Origin of the sequence: Burkholderia perseverans, assembly GCF_022870505.1 — a bacterium.
In the GTDB taxonomy this organism is placed as follows: domain Bacteria; phylum Pseudomonadota; class Gammaproteobacteria; order Burkholderiales; family Burkholderiaceae; genus Burkholderia; species Burkholderia plantarii.
Map to the genome: position 1 here is coordinate 179859 of NZ_CP045094.1, position 22612 is coordinate 202470.

Genomic DNA, 22612 nt, shown 5'->3' on the forward strand with positions numbered 1-22612 from the left:
GACAATACGGGCCGGCCTACTTTTCGATATGAACGCCATGAATATCGCCGATGTCGACCTGAACCTGCTGAAGGTGTTCGAAGCGCTGTTCGACGAGGGCGGCGCGAGCCGCGCGGCGATCCGGCTCGACCTCACTCAGTCGGCCGTCAGCGCCGCGCTGCGGCGCCTGCGCGTGCTCTACGGCGATCCGCTGTTCGTGCGCACCGGCCGCGGCCTCGCGCCCACCGCGCGTGCGCGCGAGCTGAAGCCGCTGATCGGCGAGGCGCTCGACCGCTGCCGGCAGAGCCTCGCGTTCGGCGCGCCGGCGCCGGCCTCGTTCGAGGGGCGCGCCGTGTCGGTCGCGATGTCGGACGATTTCGAGATCGCGTTCGGCCGCCGCCTCATCGAACGCGCCGCGCAGCTCGCACCGGGCCTGCGCGTGATGTTCCGGCAGACCCACAGCCAGATCGTCGGCGACGCGCTCGCGAACCGCGAGGTCGATCTGGCGATCGCGGCGGGCGGCTTCGCCACGCGCGGGCTCGGTCACATGGCGCTCGGCGACGGGCGCTATGCCTGCCTGCTCGATCCGGCCGGCACGCCCGGCCCCGGGCGCTACACGCTGACGCTCGACGACTTCCTCGCGCGCGAGCACGTGCTGGTGTCGTCGGGCGGGGTGGTCGGGATCGTCGACGAGGCGCTCGCCGAGATCGGGCGCCGCCGCACGGTGCGCGCGTCCACCACGCATTTCGCCGCGCTGCCGTTCCTGCTGCGCGGCACGCCGGCCGTGGCGACGATTCCGCATCACGCGGCCGACGCGATCGCGCGCATGACGGGGCTCGCGCTCGTGGCCTGCCCGCTCGCGATGCCGGCCTACCCGGTCGCGCTCGGCTGGCGCGTCAGCACGTTGCGGGACGCGGCCGTCGCGAAGCTGCGGCAGGCGATCGTGGACTGCTTTGTCGGGTTTCCGGGGGCTGGCGATCCGGTGATTGGTGTTTCCGGCGACCGGACGTAGCGTGTGGCGCGCTGAGTGGCACGAGCGAACGGCCGCGGGCGCTGGCGGGAGGTTGAGTGGTGAACGGCGAGCGGTGAACGTTGAGTGGTAGCGGGCAGTGCCAACGACCAAGACCAACGGCCAAACCAACGGCCAAACCAACGCGCGGCCGACAGGCAAACCCACCAAGCGGCCCCATCGAGCCCGCCCGGTGGCCAACCGACGCAGCCCGCCACGAAGCCGCCGACCCAACGGAAACGGGCCACCCCGGCGCAACCGCTCCCCGCCGCGCTTTGCTGCGAACCGGCCGCGAACCGGCCGCGAACCGGCCGCAAACCCGACACCATTTCGAGATGCCCAGACCCTGATCCTGCGCCGGCTCGGGCGAGATTTCCCGCGCCGTCTCCAGCCGGGCCGGTTACCATCGCGGCATCCCGTGGTGTCACGAAAGCGTCACGCAGTACGCGCAGCGTCCATGGCGGATCGACGCGTTTCCAGAACGACACACCACACCGACCGAGGAGGATGACGACGTGACCGACCCGAAATCGAATCCGAGCGGCGCCAGCGCCGACAGCGACGCATTGCCCGGCGTTGCCGGCGAGCCGGGCGCCGCCGGCCCCGACGATCCGGAGCGTCGTCGCGCGCTGGGCGGCCTGGCCGCGCTCGGCGCGAGCCTCGCGCTGGGCGCCTGTGCCGCGCCGCCGGGCGGCGCGCAGGCCGCCGCGCCGCGCACGGAGGCCGAACTGCGCGCCGACCGCGCGCTGCGCGAGCAGGTCCGCCACATCGTCGTGATCTACGCCGAGAACCGCAGCTTCGCGAACCTGTACGGCGATTTCCCCGGCGTCGCGCAGCCGCTCTCGACGGTGCCGGCCGAGCGCTACACGCAGCTCGACCGCGACGGCAAGACGCCGCTCGCGCGGCTGCCGGCGATCTGGGGCGGGCTGGTGCCGCAGGCGCAGGAGGTGGACGGCACGCGCTACATGATCGCCGAGCGCGACATCCACGGCCTCAAGAACGCGCCGTTCCGAATCCACGACGCGCACGGCAAGCCGCTGCCGAACGGCGTGATCACGCGCGACCTCTGGCACCGCTTCTACCAGAACCAGATGCAGATCAACGCGGGCCGCAACGACCAGTTCGCGGCCTGGGCCGATTCGGGCGGCCTGGTGATGGGCCACTACCGGAACTCGGCCGAAACGCTGCGGCTCTGGCAGCTCGCGCGCGACTACACGCTCTGCGACAACTTCTTCATGGCCGCGTTCGGCGGTTCGTGGCTGAACCACATCTTCCTGATCTCGGCGCAGGCGCCGTTCTATCCCGACATCGCGACCAGCCCGGCCAGGTCGCTGGCCTCGGTGGTGGACGGCGACGACCCCACCGGCACGCGCCTGAAGCTCGCCGACGATTCGCCGGCCTCGGCGCTCGAAGGCCCGCCGAAGTTCGTCAACGACGGCCTCTTCACGCCCGACGGCTACGCGGTGAATACCATGGCGCCGCCGTACCAGCCCAGCAACGTGCGTCCGCTCGAAGGCGGCAATCCGGCCTATGCCGATCCGACCAACCCGCGCGTGCTGCCGCCGCAGCGCTACGCGACGATCGGCGACCGGCTCTCGGAGAAGGGCGTGGACTGGGCCTGGTACGCGGGCGCGTGGCAGTACGCGATCGATCACCGCGACACCGGCATGGTGCCGGACTTCCAGCACCATCATCAGCCGTTCAACTATTTCGTGAACTATGCGCCCGGCACCGAGGCGCGCCGCCGCCACCTGCGCGACGCGGGGCTCGGCGACGATCCGTCCACCAACCGGCTGCTGGCCGACATCGACGCGGGCCGGCTGCCGGCCGTGACGTTCTACAAGCCGCAGGGCAACCTGAACATGCATGCGGGCTACGCCGACGTCGAATCGGGCGACCGCCACGTGGCCGCGGTGATCGAGCATCTGCGCAACAGCCCGCTGTGGCCGAACACGGTGATCGTGATGACGCACGACGAGAACGGCGGCTGGTGGGACCCGGTCGCGCCGCCGCAGGGAGACCGCTGGGGCCCGGGCTCGCGGATCCCGGCGCTGGTGATCTCGCCGTTCGCGAAGCGCGGCTACGTCGATCACACGCTCTACGACACCAACTCGATCCTGCGCTTCATCAGCCGCGTCCACGGGCTTGCGCCGCTGGACGGCGTGGCCGCGCGCGACCGCGCGTTCGCCGAGCGCGGCGCGGTGCCGCCGGGTGATCTGACGAACGCGCTGACGCTCGGTTGAGCAGGTCGAGGCGGTTCGGTCGGTATGCCCGGTGATCGGGCGACGGGCGGGAAAGCGGAACGGGCAGCCGGAAGCGGCTGCCCGTTTTTTACATGTGGCCGGCATCGGCGCCGCGATGCCGCCCGCCCCGCCGATTCCGTTAGTGCCTCAATGCTGCGACGACATCCGCAGCGTCAGCGCGCCGGCGCCGATCAGCACCGCGCCGCCGCCGTAGCCGAAGCGGCGCTGCGCCGTGGCGCCGGTCAGCCGCGAGGCCGCGTAGCGTGCGAGGCGCGCGTAGCAGGCGGCGTTCAGCGTCGCGATGCAGACGAAGGTGGGCAGCAGCACCGCGCACTGCGACAGGAAGGTCGCGTGCGGCGACACGAACTGCGGCACGAACGCGACGAAGAACACGATGCTCTTCGGGTTCAGCGCGGTGACGGTCCAGGCGCTCAGGAAGCGGCGCGCGGCCGATTTCGGCTCGACCGGCACGGTCTGCCGGCCGGCCGCGCGCGCCTGCAGGATCGAGCGCAGGCCGAGGTAGATCAGGTAGGCGCCGCCCACCAGCTTGAGCGCCGTGAACGCGGTGGCCGACAGCGCGAGCAGCGCGCCCGCGCCGGCCAGCGAGACGGCCATCGCGGTGGTGTCGCCGGCCGCCACGCCGGCCACCGTGCTCCACGACGAGCGATGGCGGTTCGCCAGCGAATCGCCGATCACGAGCAGGATGGTCGGGCCGGGGATCAGCACCAGCACGATGCATGCGCCGGCGAACGCGAGCCAGGTTTCGAAGGTCATCGGAAGCTCCGCAAGGGTGAGGAGCCGCCAGTGATCCACGGCCGGCCGCGCGCTGTCAAGCGGGCGAGCGACGAGCAGGCGGTGGGTGCGCGATGACGTGACCACGAGGCCGGAAGGCGCGCGGTCGAGCAGGCGAGCCGCCGGTGAGCGATGAGCGTGCGCCAGGCAGCCGGACGGGCGCCATCTCCGGTCGTCCCGAGTCGCGCCGCGCCGCGCGCCGCTTCAGATCACCGCTGAAATCGCCGCGACACCACCTCAAGCCGCCGAGCGCGCCGCGACCGGCGCGCCCGGATGCAGCGCCGCGTCGAACGCGCGGCACGAGGCGCGGAAGTGGTCGATCTTCGCCTCGGTGTCGGCCGGGAACGCGAGCGGCGCGGTGGACCATGCGTCGCGCGGCAGCCGCCGGCAGATCGCGTGATCCTCGTCGAACACCTGGCGGTTCAGCCGCGCGGTGGAGGCGAAGAACGGCTCGAGGATGCCGTCGGCCGCCGCGCCGGTGGTCGGGGCGCCGTACAGCCGGCTCGTGAAGCGCGTGAGCCCGGCCGCCGCGCCGCCCGCCGGCAGGAAATGCTGCAGCGAGTACGAGTAGCCGTAGGTCGACGAGATCATCGTGAACGGGAACAGGTACAGGCTCAGGTAGCCCTCGTACTGGTAGTCGATCGCGAACAGGCGGCGCAGCTTCGCGAGCTGGTTGCGCTGGCGCGAGGCGCCGAGCGGCGTGCGCCAGAGCGAGTTCACGCCGTCGTAATGGTTCTCGCCGTCCTCGAGCGCGAGCGTGCCGAGCGTGCCCGGATGCACGGCGCCGATGTGGTACGGCTCGAGCGCGTTCTCGACCGCGAGCGGCCAGTAGCAGCCGTAGTCGTAGCGGTTCAGGTCGAGGCGCCGGTCGATGTTGAACGAGATGTCGGCCACCAGCGGCTCGAACTCGCCGAGCTGGGTGGCCAGGTCGGTGGCGGGGCGGATGCCGACGAACAGGAAGTCGCCGCACCAGTCGAGCGCATAGGTGTTGAGCGCGGCGCGCTCGATCGAGCAGTGGCGGAACCGCTCGCGGCCCGGGATGATCAGCTGCCCCTCGCGGTAGGTCCAGCCATGATAGGCGCAGCTGGCCGGCTGGTTGCCGCTGTCGTCGAGGTACATGCGCGCGCCGCGGTGCGGGCAGCGGTTGTCGAACGCGACCAGTTCGCCGGCGTCGTTGAACACGACGATCTCGCCGGCCGCGCAGTCGAAGCGCATGAAGTCGCCGTCGGCCGGCAGCTCGCGCCGGTGGCCCACCAGCTGCCAGTGGCGCGCGATCAGTTCGAGATCGAAATCCATCGCCGCGCTCACAGCTTCTTCGCCGGCGCGGCGTACAGGGTCGCGCCGTCCGGCACCTTGCGCATCACCACGGCGCCGGCGCCGATCCGCGCGTCGGCGCCCACCGCCACGCGCGGCAGCACGCGCGCGCCCGAGCCGAAGAACACGCCTTCGCCCACCCGCACGTGGCCGGTCAGGTCGACGTGCGAACTGAGCGTCGAATAGGCGCCCACCGTGACGTCGTGGCCGACGCTCGACAGGATGTTGACGGCCACGAAATCGCCGACCTCGCAGTCGGCCGACAGCACCGCCTGCGGACACAGCACCACGCCCGTGCCGAGCCGCGCGCTGCGCGCGACCACCGCGCTCGGGTGGCGCAGCGAGGCGAAGCGCGCGCCGCGCGCGGCGAGCCGGGCCACCACGTCGCGCTTGGCCTGCGGCTCGCCGATCGCGATCAGCAGCGCGTCGCCGTCGGCGGGCTGGTAGCCGTCGATGTCGCCGCGCCATTCGAGCGCGTAGGGAAAGCCGTCGAGCGCCCGCGGATTCGCGTCGAGGAAGCCCGTCACGCGCGGCCCGAGGCCCGCGTCGGCGGCATCCTCGGCCCAGTTGATCAGCTCGCGCGCGAACGCGCCGCCGCCGGCCACGAGGTAGCGGGCCGGCTTCGCGGCATCGTGCGGCGTACCTGCCGGCGCATGCATCGGCCCACCCGTCGGCGTGCTCATCAGCGCACCCGGTAGCCGCCGTCCACGGCGAGCGCCGTGCCGGTCACCCAGCGGCTCGCGTCGGACAGCAGGAACAGCGCGGCGTTGGCCACGTCCTCGGGCTCGCCGAAGCCGAGCAGGTGGCTCGACTCGTAGGCGGCCACCGCGTCGTCGGGGCTGCCGCGCGTGAGGCGCGCATGCATCTCGGTGCGTACCGCGCCGGCCGCGATCGCGTTGACGCGGATCCGGCGCGGCGCGAGTTCGCAGGCGAGCGAGCGCACCAGCCCTTCCACGCCGGCCTTGGCGGCCGAATAGGCGGTCATCCCGACCTGACCGGTCGAGGCGGCCACCGACGACATCAGCACCAGCGAGGCGCCGTCGGCCAGCACGCCCTTCTTGGCGGCCGCGCGCGCGATGCCGAACGCCGCGAACAGGCTGCCGGCGAACGTGTCGTCGAGTTGCGCCTGCCTGGTCATGCGGGCCGGGCGGATCAGCTCGATGCCGGCCGCGTGGAACACGCCGGCCAGCGCGCCGTGCGTCTCGGCCAGTTCGGAGACCCACTCGGCGGTGACGTCGGCGTCGTCGAGCGCGCGCGTTTCGGCGCGATGGCCGTCGCCGGGCAGCGCCGCGAACGTGTCGGCGAGGCGCGCGGCGTCGCGGCCGCCCGCGATCACGCGGCCGCCGGCGCGCGCGATCGCCACCGCGGTGGCGCGGCCGAGGCCCGACGAGGCGCCGGTGACGAGATAGGTGCCGCCCGCGAGGGCGCGATCGGAGAAGACGGTCATGATTCGATGGTGTCGACGACGGCGAGCGGCCCGGTGACGAGCGAGGCCGAGGCCCACGAGTAGCCCACCCCGAAGCCGAACATGGCCAGGCGCTGGCGCCGCGTGGCGAGCGCCTCGCGCAGTTCGGTGGTCATCAGGAGCGGGATCGACGCGCAGCTCGTGTTGCCGTAGGTGGTCAGGTTGACGGGGACGCGCTCGCCCGGCAGGCCGGCCTTCTTCGCCAGATGCTTGAGCATGAACAGGTTGGCCTGGTGGAACAGGAACGCGTCATGGTCCGGCACGCCATGCCCGGCCAGCTCGAGCGTGCGCGCGACGAGCGGCGGGATGCGCCGCAGCGTGAAGTTGAAGATCTCGCCGCCGTCCATGAACAGGTGCGCGCGCGAGCGGCCCGCGAGGCGCGGGTCGGCCTCGGGTGCGGCTTCCGGCGCGCCGGCGGAGGTGCCGGCAACCACGCTTTCCCGGCAGCCGCCGCCCGGCACGATCAGGTTCGGCACACCGCTGCCGTCCGAGCCGATCACGAACACGGCGTCCTCGGCCTCGGGATCGGCTTCGAGCGCGGTGACCGTGCCGGCGTCGCCGAACAGCAGCGCGGTGGCGCGGTCGTCGGGGTCGACCAGCTTGCTGATGGTGTCGCCCACGGCCAGCAGCACGCGCCGCGCGGCGCCGCTGCGGATCAGGTTCATGCCGAGCCAGAGCGCCTGCGGGTAGCCGGAGCAGCCGAGGTTGATGTCGAGCGCGATCGACGCGGCGGGCAGCCCCCAGGCGGCCTGCAGCACGAACGCGGTGCCGGGCAGCCGGTAGTCGGGCGTCTGCGAGACGAACAGCACCGCATCCACCTCGTCGGCGCGCCAGCCGAGGCCGCGCAGCAGGTGGGCGCCGGCGGCGCGGCACAGGTCGCCGGCGGTCTCGCCGGCGGCGGCCACGCGGCGGCGCTCGACGCCGATCATCTTGACCACGTCGCGCACGGCGGCCTCGCCGAAGCGCTCGGCGAAGGCGTCGTTGGCGAGCTCGCGCGCGGGCACGCACGACACTACCCCGGCGATGCGGGCGCCGCCGGAGCGCAGCTCCCGGCCGACGGAGGCGAGCGGCGCGTTCAAGCTCAGCCCTTCTGCGCCGCGATCAGCGCTTCGATGTCGGCCACCGTCTGGCAGTTGCCGAGCGCCTGGCCGTTGAGCAGCACGCCGAAGCAGTCGTCGGCCAGCGCGATGGTCGAGACGATCGCGAGCGAATCCCAGTTGTGATCGGCCAGCACCAGTGCGGGCGACACCTCGGCGGTGTCGATTTCGAAGACTTCCGCGAGCCCTTCGTAGAATGCGTTCATCAGAGTTCCTGCCTAAAGCCAACGGTTGCTAACAGTTCAACAGACAGCCGGCCCACGAGTAGCCGACGCCGAATCCGAGCAGCATGGCGCGCGTGCCGCGTGCCAGCCTGCCTTCGCCGCGCAGCTGCTCGAGCGCGAGCGGCAGCGTCGACGACACCGTGTTGCCGGTATGCTCCATGAGGATCGGGAAGCGATCCTCGGGGACCTTCATTTTCTTGCGCAGCGCCTCGAGCATGAACCGGTTCGCCTGGTGCAGCACGAAGCAGTCGATGTCGTCGCGCGTGAGGCCGGCGCGCTCGAGCAGCCGGTCGGCCGCGCGCGGCACCTCGGCGAGCGAGAACGCCATCACCTCGGCGCCGTTCATGTACAGATGTTCGTCGGTGCGCACGTTGCCGGAGGCGTCCTCGTGCTCGCGCGCGCTCTCGGCGCTGCGCGGCTCGCGGAACAGCCCGGCGCGCACGATCAGGTTCTGCGCGCCGCGCCCGTCGGTGCCGAACACGAACGGGCCGATGCGCTCGGCGTCGGCCGCGCGCTCGTCGAGGCCGATCACGGTGGCCGCGGCGCCGTCGCCGAACAGCGTGCGCACGCTCTTGTCGAGCGGGTGCAGGTACTTCGAATAGGTGTCGGCGGTCAGCAGCAGCACGCTGCGCGCCGCGCCCGTCTCGACCAGCCCCTTGGCAAGCGACAGCCCGTACACGTAGCCCGAGCAGCCGAGGTTCACGTCGAACGCGCCGGCGTGGGTCGGAATCCCGAGCCGGTGCTGCAGCAGGCAGGCCGAGGCCGGCAGCACGTAGTCGGGCGCCTGGGTGCAGAGGATCACGAAATCGATCTCGTCGGCGCTCACGCGGCCCTGCGCGAACAGCCGCCGCGCGGCCTCGAACGCGAGGTCCGAGGCGGTCTCGCCGTCGGCCGCCACGCGCCGCTCGCGGATGCCGGTCTTGGCGAGGATCTTCTCGGCCGGCCACTCCGGGTACAGTGCCGCGAGCGCGTCGTTGCCGAGCACCGTCGCGGGCAGGTGGCTCGCGATGTCGAGGATCGCGGCGCGTGCGGCCATCAGCGCGCCTCCGCGATCAGCGAGACGATGCGTTCCACGTTGGCGTCCGACAGCTCCGGATAGATCGGCAGGCACAGGATGCGCCGCGAGGTCTCGCGCGCCACCGGCAGGTTGTCCGGATGCGCCGACGGCAGGCCGCGGTAGTTCGGGAAGTCCGAGATCAGCGGATAGAAGTAGCGGCGCCCGTAGATCTCGTGGTCGCGCAGGTGCTGGTAGAGCCCGTCGCGCGAGAGCGGGAACGCGTCCTCGACGAGGATCGGGAAGTACGAGTGGTTTGCCACCTTCGCGTCCACCGGCGGCAGGCAGCGGATGCCGGGTACCTCGGCCAGCAGCGCGCGGTAGCGTGCGTCGATCGTGGCGCGCCGCGCCAGCGCGGCATCGATGTGCTGCAGCTGCAGCAGCCCGAACGCGGCGTTGATCTCGCTCATCTTGCCGTTGATGCCGGCCGCCACCACCGTCACCTCGTCGACGAAGCCGAAGTTCTTCAGGTGGTCGATGTGCTGCTTGGTCTTCGCGTCGGGGCAGACGATCGCGCCGCCCTCGAAGGTGTTGAACACCTTGGTCGCGTGGAAGCTCAGGATCGACAGGTCGCCGTGCTCGAGCACGCTGCTGTCGTGGGTATGGACCCCGAACGCGTGCGCGGCGTCGTAGATCACCTTCAGGTTGTAGTTGTCGGCGATGCGGCGGATCGCCTTCACGTCGCAGGGCCGGCCATAGCAGTGGACCGGCATGATGGCCGTGGTCTGCGGCGTGATGGCGGCCTCGATCCTGGCCGGATCGAGGTTCAGCGTGTGCGGGTCGATGTCGACGAACACCGGCTTGATGCCGTTCCAGAGCAGCGAGTGCGCGGTGGCCACGAACGAGTAAGGGGTGGTGATCACCTCGCCCGAGATGCGCAGCGCCTGCAGCGCCGTGACCAGCGCGAGCGTGCCGTTGGTGAACAGCGCCAGGTGCTCGACGCCGAGATACTCGCAGAGTGCTTTCTCGAGGCGCTGGTGGAACGGCCCGCCGTTGGTCAGCACCTTGCTGTCCCAGATCTGTTCGAGGTACGGCAGGAATTCGGCGAGCGGCGCGAGATGCGGCTGCGTCACATAGATGCGTTCGTCGGCCTGGGGCTCGACCGCGCGCAGCGGCAGGGCGTTCATCATGCTTCTCCGGTGAGGGCGGCCTCGGCGGCCGCGGAATCGGCGCCGGCGTCGGCGGCGGCGCGCTCGGGCACCGTGAACGAGGCCGGCGCCTCGTCGGCGCACCAGCGCCGCCAGGCCATCCGGAACGCGTCGGACACCGCGTTGGCGATGCGCTCGGGCTGGAAGCCCGGCGACTGCCGGCAGCGCTCGCGCAGGCCGCGGCGCACCGCGGCGAGCCCTTCCAGGTCATTGGCGAGCGCGATGCCGCGGGCGACGAAATCGTCGGTGCTGTCGGCCACGAACTGCTCGAGCCCGACCGACGACATCCAGACCGCGCCGGCGCGGCTCGCCAGCGTGTCGCCGCGGATCGTCAGGGTCGGCACGCCCATCCAGAGCGCGTTGAGCGCCGTGGTCGAGCCGGTGTACGGGAACGTGTCGAGGCAGAGGTCCACGTGATGGTGCTGCTGCAGGTAGACGGCGGCCGGCGCGCGCGGCTGCAGGTCGAGCCGCTGGTGCGCGATGCCCTCGGCCGTGAACCATTCGAGCAGCATGTCCACGCCGCCCACGCGCGGGATCGAGCCGATCCGCATGCGCGAGTCCGGCACCGCGTGCAGGATCCGCGCCCACTCGGCGATCACCTCGCGGCGCAGCTTGTTCAGACGGTTGAAGCTGCCGAATGTCACGAAGCCGTTGTGCAGCGCGGGCAGCAGGTTGACGGGCGGCGCGTTGTCGACGGGCTTGAAGGTGCCGCCCGCCGGCAGGTGGATGATCTTCTCGGTGTACTGGCGCTCCATCTCGCCGAACGGCACGCCGAAGCGGTCCGCGAGGTAGTAGTCCATCGCGTCGAGCCCGGTCGTGCCGGGATAGCCGATCCAGGTGATCTGCACCGGCGCCGGCTTGCGCGCGAGCGCGGGCAGGCGGTTGCGGCCGGTGTGGTTCGACAGGTCGAGCACGATGTCGATGCGGTCGGCGCGGATCCGCTCGACCAGACGGTCGTCGGTCAGGCCCGCCACCTGCAGCCAGCTGTCGGTCCAGCCGCGCATGCGCTCGGTGATGCCGTCCTCGGTGGTGTGGTTGTGGTAGACGTGCAGCGACAGCGACGGATCGCGGTGCAGCACTTCCAGGATCGGCGTGATGTACGACGCCACCGCGTGATTGAACAGGTCGCCCGAGATGATGCCGATGCGCAGCTGGCGCTCCGGATCGCGCTTGTTGGCGTGGCGCGGCCAGCGCGAGCGGACCGGCGCCTCGTGGATGTCGGCGAAGCGTCGGTGCTCGGCGAAGATCGCCTCGCTGTCGAGCTGCGGATCGTGGGTCAGGCAGAACAGCAGGTTGCTGTGCATCGCGGCGTCGCGCGGCGTCAGCTCGTGCGCGCGGCGGAACGCCCGCTCGGCCTCCAGCGTGGCGCCCAGTTCGCTCAGCGCCACGCCGAGCGAGCCGTACATCTGCTGCGAGTCGGGCGCGAGTTCGACCGAGCGGTTGCCGGCCGCGATCGCCTCGGTGCTGCGGCCCTGCGCGAGCAGCGTCATGTTCAGTACGCGCCACGCTTCGGCGTAGCGGTCGTCCACCGCGATCGCGCGGCGTGCTTCGCGCTCCGAATCGGCGAGCCGGTTGGCCAGGCGCAGCACGTCCGCGTAGAGCGTGCCGAGCACCGCGTCGGCGGGGTCGAGCGCGGTGGCGCGCGCCAGCGGCTCGGCCGCGGCCAGGTACTGGCCGTCCTTGTGCAGCGCGTTGCTGAGCGATTTCCAGGCGTAGCCGCTCGCCGGGTAGCGCTGCGTCATGGTGCGCGCGTACTTGACGGCCTCGGCGTAGCGGCCCTTGTTGTAGAGCGCGGTGAAGCGCGACGCGTCCTGCTGGGTCGGCCGCCGCGCGAGGCCGCCGCGCGTGTCCGTGTTGACCGGCGCCTCGGGCACGGCGGGCGCCTGCGCGACCGCCGCCACATGGCCCGCGGCGGCGGTGCCGACCGCGGCGGCGCGACCTTCCGCCGAAATCGACAGCCGCTGGATCAGGCCGTCGAGCGCCGGGCCGCGGATGCCGCGCTGCTGGCACATGCCGATCATCGCCCAGGCGGCGGCCGCGCGGCCCGCCTCGATCTGCGCGTTGATGTAGGCCACCCAGAACTGGCCGTTGTTCGGATCGAGGCCGAGCGCGGCCTCGAAATGCGGCAGCGCCGCCTCCGGGTTGCCGGTCTGCACGTGCAGTACCGCCAGGTTGTAGCGCGCGTCCGCGTAGTCCGGCCGGGCCGCGACGATCACCTCGTACATGGCCTGGGCATCGGCGAATTCGCCTTTGTGATGGCAGGCGATCGCGCTCTGCATCACGAGCGCGATGTCCGCGTCGAGCTGCGAATCGGGCGCGGGGCTGGCGGAAGACGTCGGATCGGACATGGCGGAATTCGGACGGGAATAGCGAATGATGGAAATTATCCGGCGGCACGCGGTGTGGCGAAGCGCGGAACTGACCGGTAAACCGCCGTCAGTTTTACGGATGTGAAGGAAAGGTCGGCCGATCCACGAGGGGCGGATCAGACCGGCCCGGCGGCGCGGTTGCGGGCCGCCGGCGGGAGGCCGCGGCGGCGCCGTCGTGAAAAAAAAGCCCGCGCGGGGCGGGCTTCGAGGTGAACGAGCACGCGCTCAGGCGCGTGAATTGTGATTATTCGGGACGATCCGCGCGGCGCTCAGTAGCGCAGCGCGGCGGCGTTCTGGCTGTACTGGCGCGCCGCGTTGACACGCTCGATCGCGCCGCGGTATTCGCGTTGCAGTTCGTCGCGGGCCTGGGTCGATTCGGCGATCACGGCCGCGTCGATCGCCTGGATCTCGCGGATCATCAGCAGGCTCTCGGGCGACTGGTCCGCCTCGATCGACATCAGGTAGGGCTTGCGCGCCGCCACCAGCCGTTCGACGCCGGCCCAGTCGGCCAGGCGGGCGGCGCGCTCGATATCGTGCGTCATCGCCAGCACCTGGCTCACGAGGGTGGATTGGTTCATGTCCGTCTCTCCCGGGCTCGTGCCGCCGTCAGTTGGCATTGGTGGCGAGGGCGCCCGAGCTGTTGGCGCCGCCGAACAGCTGGGTCAGGTAGTTCTGGTTGGTCGTCATTTCCGCCAGCAGCGTGTTCAACTGCGTGAACTGCGTGTTGTACTGCGTGGTCAGCGTCTGCGCGTAGGCCGTCAGCGCGGTCTGCTGCGTGTTCAGGCTGGTCAGGTCGGACGTCACCGTGTTGATGCTCTGCGTGAGCACGCCGTTGTCGGACGTGATCGATGTGATCGCGGCGTTCATCTTTTCGCCGAGGCCGTTGGTGCTGTTGAATAGCGACGCGGCCGCGGCCGGGTTGCTCGACAGCGCGGTGGTCAGCGCGCTCTGGTCGACCACCAGGTCGCCCGCCGTCGCGCCGTCGGAGCCGTCCGACACGGTGATGCCGAGCGACTTCAGCGTGGCCGTCGTGCCGTTGCTGGTGAACGAGCCGCCGAGCAACGACGAGAGCTGCGACTGGATCGAGTTCAGCGCGGAGTCGCCGAACAGTGCGCCGACCGTCGGCGAGGTCTTGCTGGTCGAGTTGTCGAACGACCCGACCGTCTGCATCGCCGTGACGAGCGCGTTGTAGTTGGTCACGAAGGTCGTGATCGCGCTCGCCTGCTTGGTGGTGTCGGCGGCGATGGTCAGCGTCTGCGTGGTGACGGGCGTGGTCGTCGAGACCGCCGCCTGCGTGAGGTTCAGCGTGACGCCGGCGATCGCCGAGGTCACCGTGTTGGTCGAGCTCGAGTTCTGGATGCCGCCGACCGTGAATTCCGCGTCCTGCGCGGCGGTCGACTGGGTCCACGAGGTGGCTGCCGTGGTGCCGGCCGAGACGATCGACGACTGGCCGCCGGTGGTGCTCGCCGTGGAGGTGACGCCCAGTTCCGACAGGCCGGTATCGCTGGTCGCGTCGACGCTCACGTTGATGGTATTGGCCGCGCCGCTGCTGGTCGAGCTCAACACCAGGTGGGCGCCGTCCGCGCCGTTGACGATGGTGGCCGTCACGCCCGGGTTGTCGCTCGCGTTGTTGATGGCGTCCTTGATGCCGGCCAGCGTGTTGTTGCTCGAATCGATGTTGATCGTCGAGCTCTTGCCGTTGATGCTCAGCGTCATCGTGCCGGTGCCGAGCTGCGTGCTCGCGCCGAACGCCGGCGACGACAACGACTGCGATTGCGCGATCTGCGTCACGCCGATCTGGTACGTGCCCGCCACGGCGCCGGTGCCGGCCGTGGCCGTGAGGCCGTTGCCCGAGGCGGTGGCCGTGTAGGTCTGGGCGAGGCTGCCGTCCGAGAGCGTCGCGAGCGACGTCTGCAGCGTGGACAGCGCCGTCTGCAGGGCCGTGTAGGCCTGCGACTTGAGCTGATCCTGCGCGATCGCGGTGGACAGCAGGGTCGCCTGCGCGGCCGTCTTCGAGTTGACCAGCGCGGTGACGAGCGTGTTGACGTCCATGCCGGTGTTGCCGGTCGAGCCGCTGATGATCGACTGCGCGGCTTCCTGCAGCGCGGTGCTGCTGGACAGCTGGTTGTTGCTGGTCTGGGACGAAAGAATGCTGCTCGTGATCGTGGACATCGCGTAGCTCCGTTGGGGCGCCATCGACGGCGCAGACAATTCAGTTGCGGATCGTGGCGGATCCTACGGCAAACCGCGGGAAAACGGTACGACGAAAAGGCGGCTGTTGCAGCGCCAATTCCGGAAACAGGGGGGGCTGAAGGCAAAAAGCGCGCGACGGCCACGAGGAAGGTTGCACCGTCGCACGAACGGGCCGCCCATGATGGCGCGGCCCGGGTTTTCAAAGCGCTACAGCGATTACTGCAGGAGCTTCAGAACTTGCTGCGGCAGCGAGTTGGCTTGCGCCAGCACCGAGATACCAGCTTGTTGCAGCACTTGAGCCTTGCTCAGGTTCGCGGTTTCCTGCGCGAAGTCGGCGCTCTGGATTTGCGATTGAGCCGACGACAGGTTCGTCGAGTTGGCTTGCTGCGTCTGCGCGATGGCTTGCAGTCGGTTCTGGGTTGCACCGAGCGTTGCCTGCAGGTTGTTGATGGTGGACAGCGCGTTGGCGATCGAGACGATGGCCTGGTTGGCGCTCGTCGTGTCGCTGATGCTCAGGCTCGACACGGTCGGCGGCGCGTTGACGGCGTTGATCTGCGAGATCATGTTGGCGGCGGCGCTGGCCTGTGCCGTCGTCATGCCGCTGGTTGCGCCGGTCGACAGCGTCAGGTTCGTGACTGCCGTGCCCGTGCCTGCCGACGTACCCGTCGTGAAGATCGCGCCGATTGCCGTCGTGCTCAGAGCCTGGCCGTTCTGGTCCGTGAACGTGAAGCCGCCCTTGCCGTCCGACAGGACGTTGACCGACGTGATGGCCGGTTGGGCCGCCGTCGTGGCCGCGCCGTTCGCGTCGAGGCTCAGGTTCTGGATCGTGCCGACGTTCGTGCCCGATTGCACCAGGCCGCCACCGATCTTCGCTGCCGACAGGCTTTGGCTCAGGTCGAGGCTGACCGTCTGGCCGACGTTCGCGCCGATCTGGAACGTGACGATGCCGGCGGAACCGTCGAGCAGGTTCTTGCCGTTGAAGTTCGTTTGCGAAGCGATACGGTTCACTTCCTGGATCTGCTGCGCCACTTCCTGCTCAGCAGCAGCCTGGTCGCTCGACGACAGCGTGCCCGTCGCGGCTTCCGTTGCCAGCGTGCTGATACGTTGCAGGCTGGTCGTCAGCGACGACAGCTGGCTCGACGTCGTCTGGATCAGCGAGACCGCGTCGTTGGTGTTCTGCACGCCCTGGTTCAGGCCGTTGATCTGCGTTTGCATACGCGTTGCAATCGCCAGACCTGCTGCATCGTCAGCCGCGCTGTTGATGCGGTTGCCCGACGACAGACGCGTGATGGCTTGCGACAGTGCGCTCTGCGAGCCGTTCAGGTTCTGCTGAGCGACCAGCGAGTTGACATTAGTATTAATACCGAGCATGGAAATTCTCCTAAGTGAGCCGAGACCTTTGACAAGCCAACATGGGCATCGGCGGACGCACTCGTTCTTTGCTGGCCGCCTCAGAGCAGGATTTCGGCGGCCCGAAAAAAAACTTGAGGGATAGTTTCGATTCGTCCCGACTTTTTCGTTTCACGTCGGTCGCGAATCGCGCTTCGCCCCGTGACCGACGCAAAGTGCTGTCGGTTGCGGGATTGCACGCGGATGACTCCGCCCACAGATGGATTTCGGCAGCGGCGGGCGAGTCTGAAGGACGGGAGATGCCCGGGACGACACGAATGTGCGGATACGACAGGGAAGCGGTAAACCTCTGGCAGTCCGAATGTTTACCTGCTAACATGGCGGGCTGAATTGAGATTTCTGCAAGCGGTGCCCGTTTTCGGCATGTCCTGCTGGCAGTCAAACGCGGCGCCTGGTGTGGGTTGCCGGGCGTTTCGCGGTGCATTCCGCCTCTCTTTTCCGGCCTCCGAGGCCACCAAGCCGCTCGTTTCGCCTGTTCGTGGAAACGCCCGGAAGGCCGGTGCGTGGCGCTTGGCCGCTACGTTTTTGACCGTATCAAGCAATTTGGGAACGACATGACGACGATTCTTCTGAAGGAAAACGAGCCGTTCGAAGTAGCGATTCGCCGCTTTCGCCGCGCGATCGAAAAGAACGGCCTGATCGCTGAACTGCGTGAGCGCCAGTCCTACGAAAAGCCGACGGCTGTTCGCAAGCGCAAGAAGGCTGCTGCAGTCAAGCGCCTGCACAAGCGCCTGCGCAGCCAGATGCTGCCGAAGAAGCTCCACTAAGCTTCCGCGGTTCGCATCGGAACGGCGGTGCCACCTCGCGAGAGGCGGCACCGCCGTTTTGCTTTGGGGGCCCGGGATCGGGCTCGTTCCGGATCGGACCGGTTGCCCTGGCGCCTGCAGCATGGCCGCGCCGCCGCGTGGCGACGCGCAAGCTCAGGCCGCGGTGGTGGTCTTCTTCGGCTTCGCGGCGGGCCGTCTGGCAGCCGGCTTTGCGGCCGACTTCGCCGCCGGTTTCGCCGCCGGCTTCGCGATCGGTTTGGCGGCCGGTTTGGCGGTTCCGGCCGCCTTCGCGCTGGTCGCGGCGGCCGCACGTTCCGTCGATGGCGCCGCGTCGACCGTCGATTCGGCCGCATTTTTTACCGCGCCTTTGGCCGCCGCCGGGCCGGCCGGCTTGCCGAGCGCCGCGCAGGCGGCCCGGCAGGGGCAGTCGAATTCGTGGTCGTTGACCATCCCGGTGGCCTGCATCAGCGCGTAGCAGATCGTCGAGCCGACGAATTTGCAGCCGTAGCGCTTGAGCGCCTTGCTGAGCGCGTCGGAGATCCCGGTCGAGGCCGGCGCGTCGCGATACGAATGCCAGCCGTTCTGCACCGGCGTGTCGCCGACGAACGACCACAGGAACGCGGCGAGCGAGCCGTGTTCCGCGCGGATGCGCTGGACCGCGCGTGCGTTCGCGATCGTCGATTCGATCTTCAGGCGATTGCGCACGATGCCGGGGTCCTGCATCAGCGCCTCGACGTGGGCCGGCGTGAAGCGGGCGACCGCGTCGGCGTCGAAGTTCGCGAACGCGGCGCGATAGTTTTCACGCTTGTTCAGGATCGTCGACCACGACAGGCCGGCCTGCGCCCCCTCGAGGATCAGCATTTCGAACAGATAGCGATCGTCGCGCGACGGGCGCCCCCATTCCGTGTCGTGATAATGCGCGTCGGCCTCCGTGCGGACCCAGTTGCAGCGTGTATCCATCGATTCCTCGCGTCGTTGGCGGCCCGGTTGGCGGCCGGCGGATTTCAGCCGCCGCCCAGCATAGCCGAACGGCCGTGCCGCGCAAGCCGGCCGTTCGGCCAATCCGGACATCCCGCCATCCGGCCGGCAAGCGGCGCGCGACGCCGGGCGACGATCCACGACGACCCGCCGCGATCCGGTTAAGCTTTCGCCTCGGCCATCCTTCCCCGCACTTCCCGGAGCATCGCAGCATGCAGCAGACGCGCGCCACGGCGGCACCCACCTATCTGATCGGCATCGATGGCGGCGGCACCGGCACGCGTGCCGTGCTCGCCGATGCCCACGGGCGCGAGCTGGCGCGCGGCAGCGCCGGCCCCTCGGGGCTCGCGCTCGGCATCGACGCGGCCTGGGCGTCGATCGGCGCGGCCTGCGCCGACGCGTTCGCGCAGGCCGGCCTGCGGATCGACTGGGCGCAATGCGTGCTCGGCTGCGGGCTCGCCGGCAGCAACCATCCGGGCTGGCTGGCGGCGTTCGTCGCCGGCTCGCCGGCGGCCGCGCTGGTGGTCGAGAACGACGCCTGCACCACCGTGCTGGGTGCCCATGACGGCGCGCCGGGCGTGATCGTCGCGCTCGGCACCGGCAGCATCGCGGCCGCGCTCGATGCGGACGGCCGCTGCCGGCTCGCCGGCGGCTACGGCTTTCCGTCCGGCGACGAGGCGAGCGGCGCCTGGTTCGGGCTGCGTGCGCTCGCCCATGCGCAGCAGGCGCTCGACGGCCGCGTGCCGGCCGACGCGTTCGCGGCCGCGCTGCTCGAAAAGACCGGCGCCGGCGATCGCGACAGCCTGGTGGTCTGGTCGTGCGCGGCGAACCAGACCGCCTACGCGACGCTCGCGCCGGCCGTGTTCGCGCATCGCGCGCATCCGGTCGCGGCCGGCCTGATCGCCGAAGCGGGCGATGCGATCGGACGCATGATCGACGCGCTCGATCCCGCGCGGTCGCTGCCGGTCGCGCTCTGCGGCGGGCTGGCCGGCCAGCTCGAGGCGGCCGTGCCGGAGCCGCATCGCGCGCGGCTGCGCGCGCCGCTGGCCGATTCCGCGCACGGCGCGCTGCGGCTCGCGCAACGCGAGGCCGCGCGGCTGGCCGGCGCGCGCTGAGCGGCGGCTGGCGCGCCGGTGATTCGACCGCCGTCAATCGACGAACGGCGGCCTGCGATCCGCGATCCGGCGTAGGAAAAGTGCCCGCGAGGATAGTCACGGCCGGCGGGCCCACGAATTTCCTTGCATCCGCCGTCGGGGCCGCCACTGCGCTCGACCGCCGGCGCCAAACCCGCTCGCGCGCTGCTTCGATCGTCGCGGGATGCACCCCATCGCGCCGCTTTCACCCGCCGGCGATTAAAATGCAGGGTTTCCGCATTCGCCGCCTGCCATGTACAAAGTCATCTGCACCGATCTCGACGGCACGCTGCTGAACCGCGATCACCAGCTCGATCCGTACACGATCGAGACCGTGCGGCGGCTGGCCGGCGACGGCGTGCCGTTCGTGATCGCGACCGGCCGCCATTACGCCGACGTCGCCGGGATTCGCGACGTGCTCGGCACCCGGCCCTACCTGATCACCTCGAACGGCGCGCGCGTCCACGCGCCCGACGACACCCAGCTGCACGCGCTCGACATCGCACCGCCGATGGCGCGCGAGCTGGTCCGGCCCGAGGTGGCGGGCACGCACGGGCGCGTGATCGTCAACCTGTTCACCGACCACAGCTGGCTGATCGACCGCGAGGCGCCGGAGCTGCTCGCGTTCCACCAGGATTCCGGCTTCCACTACCGCGTGATCGACATGCTCGCGCACGACGGCACCGACGTCGCGAAGGTGCTCTACATCGGCGAGCCGCGGGATCTGGCCGTGGTGGCCGCGAACCTCGCGAACCGTTTCGGCGACGCGCTCTACGTGACCTATTCGCTGCCCGACTGCCTGGAAGTGATGACGGCCAACGTCTCGAAGGGCCGCGCGCTGCGTGTCGTGCTCGAACGGCTCGGCATCGATCGCGCCCACTGCGTCGCGTTCGGCGACAACATGAACGACATCGACCTGCTCGAAACCGCCGGCTTCCCGTTCATGATGGACAACGCGAATCCGGACCTGATGCTGCGGCTGCCGAAGGTGCCGCGCATCGGCAGCAACGCCGACGCGGGCGTCGCGCGCCACCTGCGCACGCTGTTCGAACTCAACGCCGATCCGGCGCGCTGAACGCGCGCGAGGCGCCGCGGCCCGCCGGGCCGTTGGAATCCCCACGCGGCCGTTCCCCAAGCGATCGTTCGATTCCGCCGCGCCAATGAAAAGCGGGCGCCGCGGCGCCCGCTCAAGTTCACCTTCCCCCCGGCTCTTGTATCAGGTCGAGCGGCGTCAGGGTCGCCGCTACCGCGCTCCTCGTAATCGTTCCGGCCGTTTGTCCGACACGGTGAATACATAGGAAATCATGCAATCGCCGCGTTGACGCCGTGCGATGATTTTCGTGAACCGTGCGTTCAAAAAGAGTGAAAATTTCGTCGCTTGCGCAGCGAATAATTGACGCCGCCGCAATTGCATTGGATTATAGGATTTCCAATGCGTGGCCAAGAGTCAACGATTGTTAAATTCCGCTCAGGCAGCGCAGGATTTTTATTAGAATTAAATCGCACTGCAATATAACGCATCCGCAATAAAATTTTTCATACGAAATGGGCGAGGCCCGGTTTCGGCACAGTGCTGATTGCGGAACGGAGCGATGGGGCCGGGGCGCTGCATGCTCGGCGAATCGGGAATAGGGAGTGAAAAAATGTCTCAATACGCAAAACTCAAGGCGCAGATCGCCGACCTTCAGGTGCAGGCCGAAGACGTCCGCCGTCAGGAAGTCGAAGCTGTGATCACTGATTTACAGCGCAAGATCGCCGAATACGGTTTGACGGCGCAGGATCTCGGTTTCGCGGAACGCGCGCGGCGCGGCCGTCCGCCGAAAAAGGCGCCGTTGCCGCCGAAGTATCGCGATCCCAAGTCGGGTGCCACCTGGAGTGGCCGTGGTAAACCGCCCAATTGGATCGTCGGGAAAAATCGCGAGCGTTATCTGGTCGAGTGAATCGGCGGGCGAGGATGGGCCGCGTAAAAAAGAAAGCCGCATGTCACATGCGGCTTTTCTTTTTGCGATTCACATTACGGGCGGCTTAGGTGGAATTCCGCACCGAATCCGGATCAGCTGGCGGCGAGTCGCGTCAAATGCGGCCGCTTGACGTGAGCGCCCAGCGTTTCGTAAATCTCCACATAGTGACGCGCCATCGTCTTCGCACTGAATCGCGTTTCGAAACGCTGGCGGATCGTTTCGCGTGACAACGTGTCGATTTGTTGCAGCGCGCCGATCGCGCTGTGTTCGTCCTCGACGATGAAGCCGGTCAGGCCGTCTTCGATCACCTCGGGTACCGAGCCGCGGTTGAACGCCACCACCGGCGTGCCGCAGGCCATCGCCTCGATCATCACGAGGCCGAACGGCTCCGGCCAGTCGATCGGGAACAGCAGCGCCTTGGCACCGGACAGGAACGCCGGCTTCTGGGTCTCGTTGATCTCGCCGATGAACTCGACGTTGGCGGTGGCGAGCAGCGGTTCGATCTCGGTCTTGAAGTATTCCTCGTCGACCTTGTCGACCTTCGCGGCGATCTTCAGCGGCAGGCCGCTCTTGGCCGCGATACGAATGGCGGTGTCGACACGCTTTTCGGGACAGATCCGGCCCAAAAATGCGAGATACTCTGGCTTGCGATCCTGCTGCGGCGTGAGCAGCGTGTCGGGCAGGCCGTGGTAGACGGTGCCGGCCCAGCCGGCCTGCGGCAGCGGGATGCGCTGCGAGTTCGAGATCGACACCACCGGCGCGTTCGGGAACGCGTTGAACACGGGCTGCAGCTCGGGCAGGTCGAGCCGGCCGTGCAGCGTGGTCACGTAGGGCACGTCGAGCCGCGACAGCAGCGGGAACGGCAGGTAGTCGAGGTGCAGGTGCAGGACGTCGAACTCATGCGCGACGCGCGCCACCTGTTCGAGCAGGCGCATGTGCGGGGCCATCGAGTCGCGGATCGACGGGTCGAGGCGCAGCGCGCGCGGCCACGAGGCTTCGAGCTTCGCGGACGTGACGGAATCGCCGCTCGCGAACAGCGTGACGTCGTGGCCCAGTTCGACCAGGGCTTCCGTCAGGTAGGACACGACGCGCTCGGTGCCGCCGTACAGTTTCGGCGGGACGGCTTCGTAGAGCGGGGCGATTTGGGCGATGCGCATGAGTGGTTCTCCAGTGCGTATGGTGGCCGGGCCGGCGCGCCGTGCGCCGGATCGGGCGCCTGCGGCGGCGGGCAATGGGGCGGTCCGGGGGAGCGAAGCAAGCGGACCGCCGGCCGACCGTTCGACTCTATTATCGGGATCGGGCGGCGAGGATCGAGTGGTTTTGCAAACACTTAACCCTTGTTACAGCCTGAAATAGGAGGAATCCCGGATGGCGGGTGGCCGTTTTCCGAGCTTGTACCTGTCGATTGTGACAGGCGCAAAGATATCGCGAAAATGACCTGAAGAAAATTTATTACGCGCCGTTATAACCTTTGCC

At 69.3% G+C, this 22612-nt stretch carries 19 protein-coding genes and 1 pseudogene; 6 read left to right on the top strand and 14 right to left on the bottom strand.

Annotated elements, in window-relative coordinates; all coding sequences use genetic code 11:
* Positions 1–28 precede the first annotated feature (28 nt).
* Together BpN12_RS15265 and BpN12_RS15270 are read left to right on the top strand one after the other, a co-directional pair.
* Positions 29–991, top strand: coding sequence for a LysR family transcriptional regulator (locus BpN12_RS15265; protein WP_246796422.1), 963 nt, complete (start codon positions 29–31; stop codon positions 989–991).
* Positions 992–1554: 563 nt separating this feature from the next.
* Positions 1555–3231 (top strand): acid phosphatase, encoded by a 1677-nt coding sequence (locus tag BpN12_RS15270; protein WP_246797917.1) that lies wholly within the window; start codon positions 1555–1557, stop codon positions 3229–3231.
* Between the two features lie 147 nt (positions 3232–3378).
* Here the strand turns inward: BpN12_RS15270 and BpN12_RS15275 are convergent, their stop codons facing one another.
* The 12 genes from BpN12_RS15275 to BpN12_RS15330 all read right to left on the bottom strand — a co-directional run bounded on the left by BpN12_RS15275 (position 3379) and on the right by BpN12_RS15330 (position 16258).
* Positions 3379–4005 (bottom strand): LysE family translocator, encoded by a 627-nt coding sequence (locus BpN12_RS15275; protein WP_246796423.1) that lies wholly within the window; start codon positions 4003–4005, stop codon positions 3379–3381.
* A 255-nt stretch (positions 4006–4260) separates the two neighbouring features.
* Entirely contained in the window at positions 4261–5319 is a 1059-nt protein-coding gene (locus BpN12_RS15280; RefSeq protein WP_246796424.1) for an aromatic ring-hydroxylating oxygenase subunit alpha, read from the bottom strand.
* An 8-nt stretch (positions 5320–5327) separates the two neighbouring features.
* Positions 5328–5996, bottom strand: coding sequence for an acetyltransferase (locus BpN12_RS15285; RefSeq protein WP_246797918.1), 669 nt, complete (start codon positions 5994–5996; stop codon positions 5328–5330).
* Positions 5997–6019: 23 nt separating this feature from the next.
* The gene (locus tag BpN12_RS15290) at positions 6020–6784 is read right to left on the bottom strand and encodes an SDR family NAD(P)-dependent oxidoreductase (RefSeq protein WP_246796425.1); all 765 of its coding nucleotides are present in this window, start codon (positions 6782–6784) and stop codon (positions 6020–6022) included.
* The gene (locus BpN12_RS15295; protein ID WP_246796426.1) at positions 6781–7881 is read right to left on the bottom strand and encodes a ketoacyl-ACP synthase III; all 1101 of its coding nucleotides are present in this window, start codon (positions 7879–7881) and stop codon (positions 6781–6783) included. The genes BpN12_RS15290 and BpN12_RS15295 overlap by 4 nt, the downstream gene beginning before the upstream one ends.
* A 2-nt stretch (positions 7882–7883) precedes the next feature.
* Complete coding sequence (locus tag BpN12_RS15300) at positions 7884–8105, bottom strand: acyl carrier protein (RefSeq protein ID WP_246796427.1); 222 nt, start codon at positions 8103–8105, stop codon at positions 7884–7886.
* 28 nt (positions 8106–8133) lie between these two features.
* Complete coding sequence (locus BpN12_RS15305) at positions 8134–9159, bottom strand: ketoacyl-ACP synthase III (RefSeq protein ID WP_246796428.1); 1026 nt, start codon at positions 9157–9159, stop codon at positions 8134–8136.
* Positions 9159–10304: a dTDP-4-amino-4,6-dideoxy-D-glucose aminotransferase VioA gene (vioA, locus tag BpN12_RS15310; RefSeq protein ID WP_246797919.1), complete on the bottom strand. Its 1146-nt coding sequence runs from the start codon at positions 10302–10304 to the stop codon at positions 9159–9161. The genes BpN12_RS15305 and vioA overlap by 1 nt, the downstream gene beginning before the upstream one ends.
* Complete coding sequence (locus BpN12_RS15315; RefSeq protein WP_246796429.1) at positions 10304–12673, bottom strand: tetratricopeptide repeat protein; 2370 nt, start codon at positions 12671–12673, stop codon at positions 10304–10306. The genes vioA and BpN12_RS15315 overlap by 1 nt, the downstream gene beginning before the upstream one ends.
* A 290-nt stretch (positions 12674–12963) precedes the next feature.
* Positions 12964–13272, bottom strand: a complete 309-nt coding sequence (locus BpN12_RS15320) for a flagellar protein FliT (protein WP_246796430.1) — start codon at positions 13270–13272, stop codon at positions 12964–12966.
* A gap of 28 nt (positions 13273–13300) precedes the next feature.
* On the bottom strand, positions 13301–14866 hold the full coding sequence (fliD, locus tag BpN12_RS15325; protein WP_246796431.1) for a flagellar filament capping protein FliD: 1566 nt from the start codon (positions 14864–14866) through the stop codon (positions 13301–13303).
* A 237-nt stretch (positions 14867–15103) separates the two neighbouring features.
* Positions 15104–16258: a flagellin gene (locus tag BpN12_RS15330; protein ID WP_246796432.1), complete on the bottom strand. Its 1155-nt coding sequence runs from the start codon at positions 16256–16258 to the stop codon at positions 15104–15106.
* A 593-nt stretch (positions 16259–16851) separates the two neighbouring features.
* Here BpN12_RS15330 and rpsU point away from each other — a divergent pair.
* Complete coding sequence (gene rpsU / locus BpN12_RS15335; protein ID WP_006401410.1) at positions 16852–17064, top strand: 30S ribosomal protein S21; 213 nt, start codon at positions 16852–16854, stop codon at positions 17062–17064.
* A gap of 360 nt (positions 17065–17424) precedes the next feature.
* On the opposite strand, the pseudogene BpN12_RS15340 reads toward rpsU, so the two are convergent.
* Positions 17425–18024: pseudogene (locus BpN12_RS15340) on the bottom strand (DNA-3-methyladenine glycosylase I); the annotation flags it as partial.
* Between the two features lie 230 nt (positions 18025–18254).
* Here BpN12_RS15340 and BpN12_RS15345 point away from each other — a divergent pair.
* The 3 genes from BpN12_RS15345 to BpN12_RS15355 all read left to right on the top strand — a co-directional run bounded on the left by BpN12_RS15345 (position 18255) and on the right by BpN12_RS15355 (position 21115).
* The gene (locus tag BpN12_RS15345; protein WP_246796433.1) at positions 18255–19157 is read left to right on the top strand and encodes a glucosamine kinase nucleotide-binding domain-containing protein; all 903 of its coding nucleotides are present in this window, start codon (positions 18255–18257) and stop codon (positions 19155–19157) included.
* Positions 19158–19428: 271 nt separating this feature from the next.
* On the top strand, positions 19429–20250 hold the full coding sequence (locus BpN12_RS15350) for a Cof-type HAD-IIB family hydrolase (protein ID WP_246796434.1): 822 nt from the start codon (positions 19429–19431) through the stop codon (positions 20248–20250).
* A 568-nt stretch (positions 20251–20818) separates the two neighbouring features.
* Positions 20819–21115 (top strand): H-NS histone family protein, encoded by a 297-nt coding sequence (locus BpN12_RS15355; protein WP_042623553.1) that lies wholly within the window; start codon positions 20819–20821, stop codon positions 21113–21115.
* A 113-nt stretch (positions 21116–21228) separates the two neighbouring features.
* Here BpN12_RS15355 and BpN12_RS15360 read toward each other — a convergent pair whose 3' ends face one another.
* Positions 21229–22293: a glycosyltransferase family 4 protein gene (locus tag BpN12_RS15360; RefSeq protein WP_246796435.1), complete on the bottom strand. Its 1065-nt coding sequence runs from the start codon at positions 22291–22293 to the stop codon at positions 21229–21231.
* Positions 22294–22612 lie beyond the last annotated feature (319 nt).

Bases quoted from the DNA above. Each gene is read 5' to 3' on its own strand.
- BpN12_RS15265 (WP_246796422.1), top strand. From the start codon at position 29: ATGAACGCCATGAATATCGCCGATGTCGACCTGAACCTGCTGAAGGTG.
- BpN12_RS15275 (WP_246796423.1), bottom strand. From the start codon at position 4,005: ATGACCTTCGAAACCTGGCTCGCGTTCGCCGGCGCATGCATCGTGCTG.
- BpN12_RS15280 (WP_246796424.1), bottom strand. From the start codon at position 5,319: ATGGATTTCGATCTCGAACTGATCGCGCGCCACTGGCAGCTGGTGGGC.
- BpN12_RS15285 (WP_246797918.1), bottom strand. From the start codon at position 5,996: ATGCATGCGCCGGCAGGTACGCCGCACGATGCCGCGAAGCCGGCCCGC.
- BpN12_RS15290 (WP_246796425.1), bottom strand. From the start codon at position 6,784: ATGACCGTCTTCTCCGATCGCGCCCTCGCGGGCGGCACCTATCTCGTC.
- BpN12_RS15300 (WP_246796427.1), bottom strand. From the start codon at position 8,105: ATGAACGCATTCTACGAAGGGCTCGCGGAAGTCTTCGAAATCGACACC.
- BpN12_RS15305 (WP_246796428.1), bottom strand. From the start codon at position 9,159: ATGGCCGCACGCGCCGCGATCCTCGACATCGCGAGCCACCTGCCCGCG.
- vioA (WP_246797919.1), bottom strand. From the start codon at position 10,304: ATGAACGCCCTGCCGCTGCGCGCGGTCGAGCCCCAGGCCGACGAACGC.
- BpN12_RS15315 (WP_246796429.1), bottom strand. From the start codon at position 12,673: ATGTCCGATCCGACGTCTTCCGCCAGCCCCGCGCCCGATTCGCAGCTC.
- BpN12_RS15320 (WP_246796430.1), bottom strand. From the start codon at position 13,272: ATGAACCAATCCACCCTCGTGAGCCAGGTGCTGGCGATGACGCACGAT.
- fliD (WP_246796431.1), bottom strand. From the start codon at position 14,866: ATGTCCACGATCACGAGCAGCATTCTTTCGTCCCAGACCAGCAACAAC.
- BpN12_RS15330 (WP_246796432.1), bottom strand. From the start codon at position 16,258: ATGCTCGGTATTAATACTAATGTCAACTCGCTGGTCGCTCAGCAGAAC.
- rpsU (WP_006401410.1), top strand. From the start codon at position 16,852: ATGACGACGATTCTTCTGAAGGAAAACGAGCCGTTCGAAGTAGCGATT.
- BpN12_RS15345 (WP_246796433.1), top strand. From the start codon at position 18,255: ATGCAGCAGACGCGCGCCACGGCGGCACCCACCTATCTGATCGGCATC.
- BpN12_RS15350 (WP_246796434.1), top strand. From the start codon at position 19,429: ATGTACAAAGTCATCTGCACCGATCTCGACGGCACGCTGCTGAACCGC.
- BpN12_RS15355 (WP_042623553.1), top strand. From the start codon at position 20,819: ATGTCTCAATACGCAAAACTCAAGGCGCAGATCGCCGACCTTCAGGTG.
- BpN12_RS15360 (WP_246796435.1), bottom strand. From the start codon at position 22,293: ATGCGCATCGCCCAAATCGCCCCGCTCTACGAAGCCGTCCCGCCGAAA.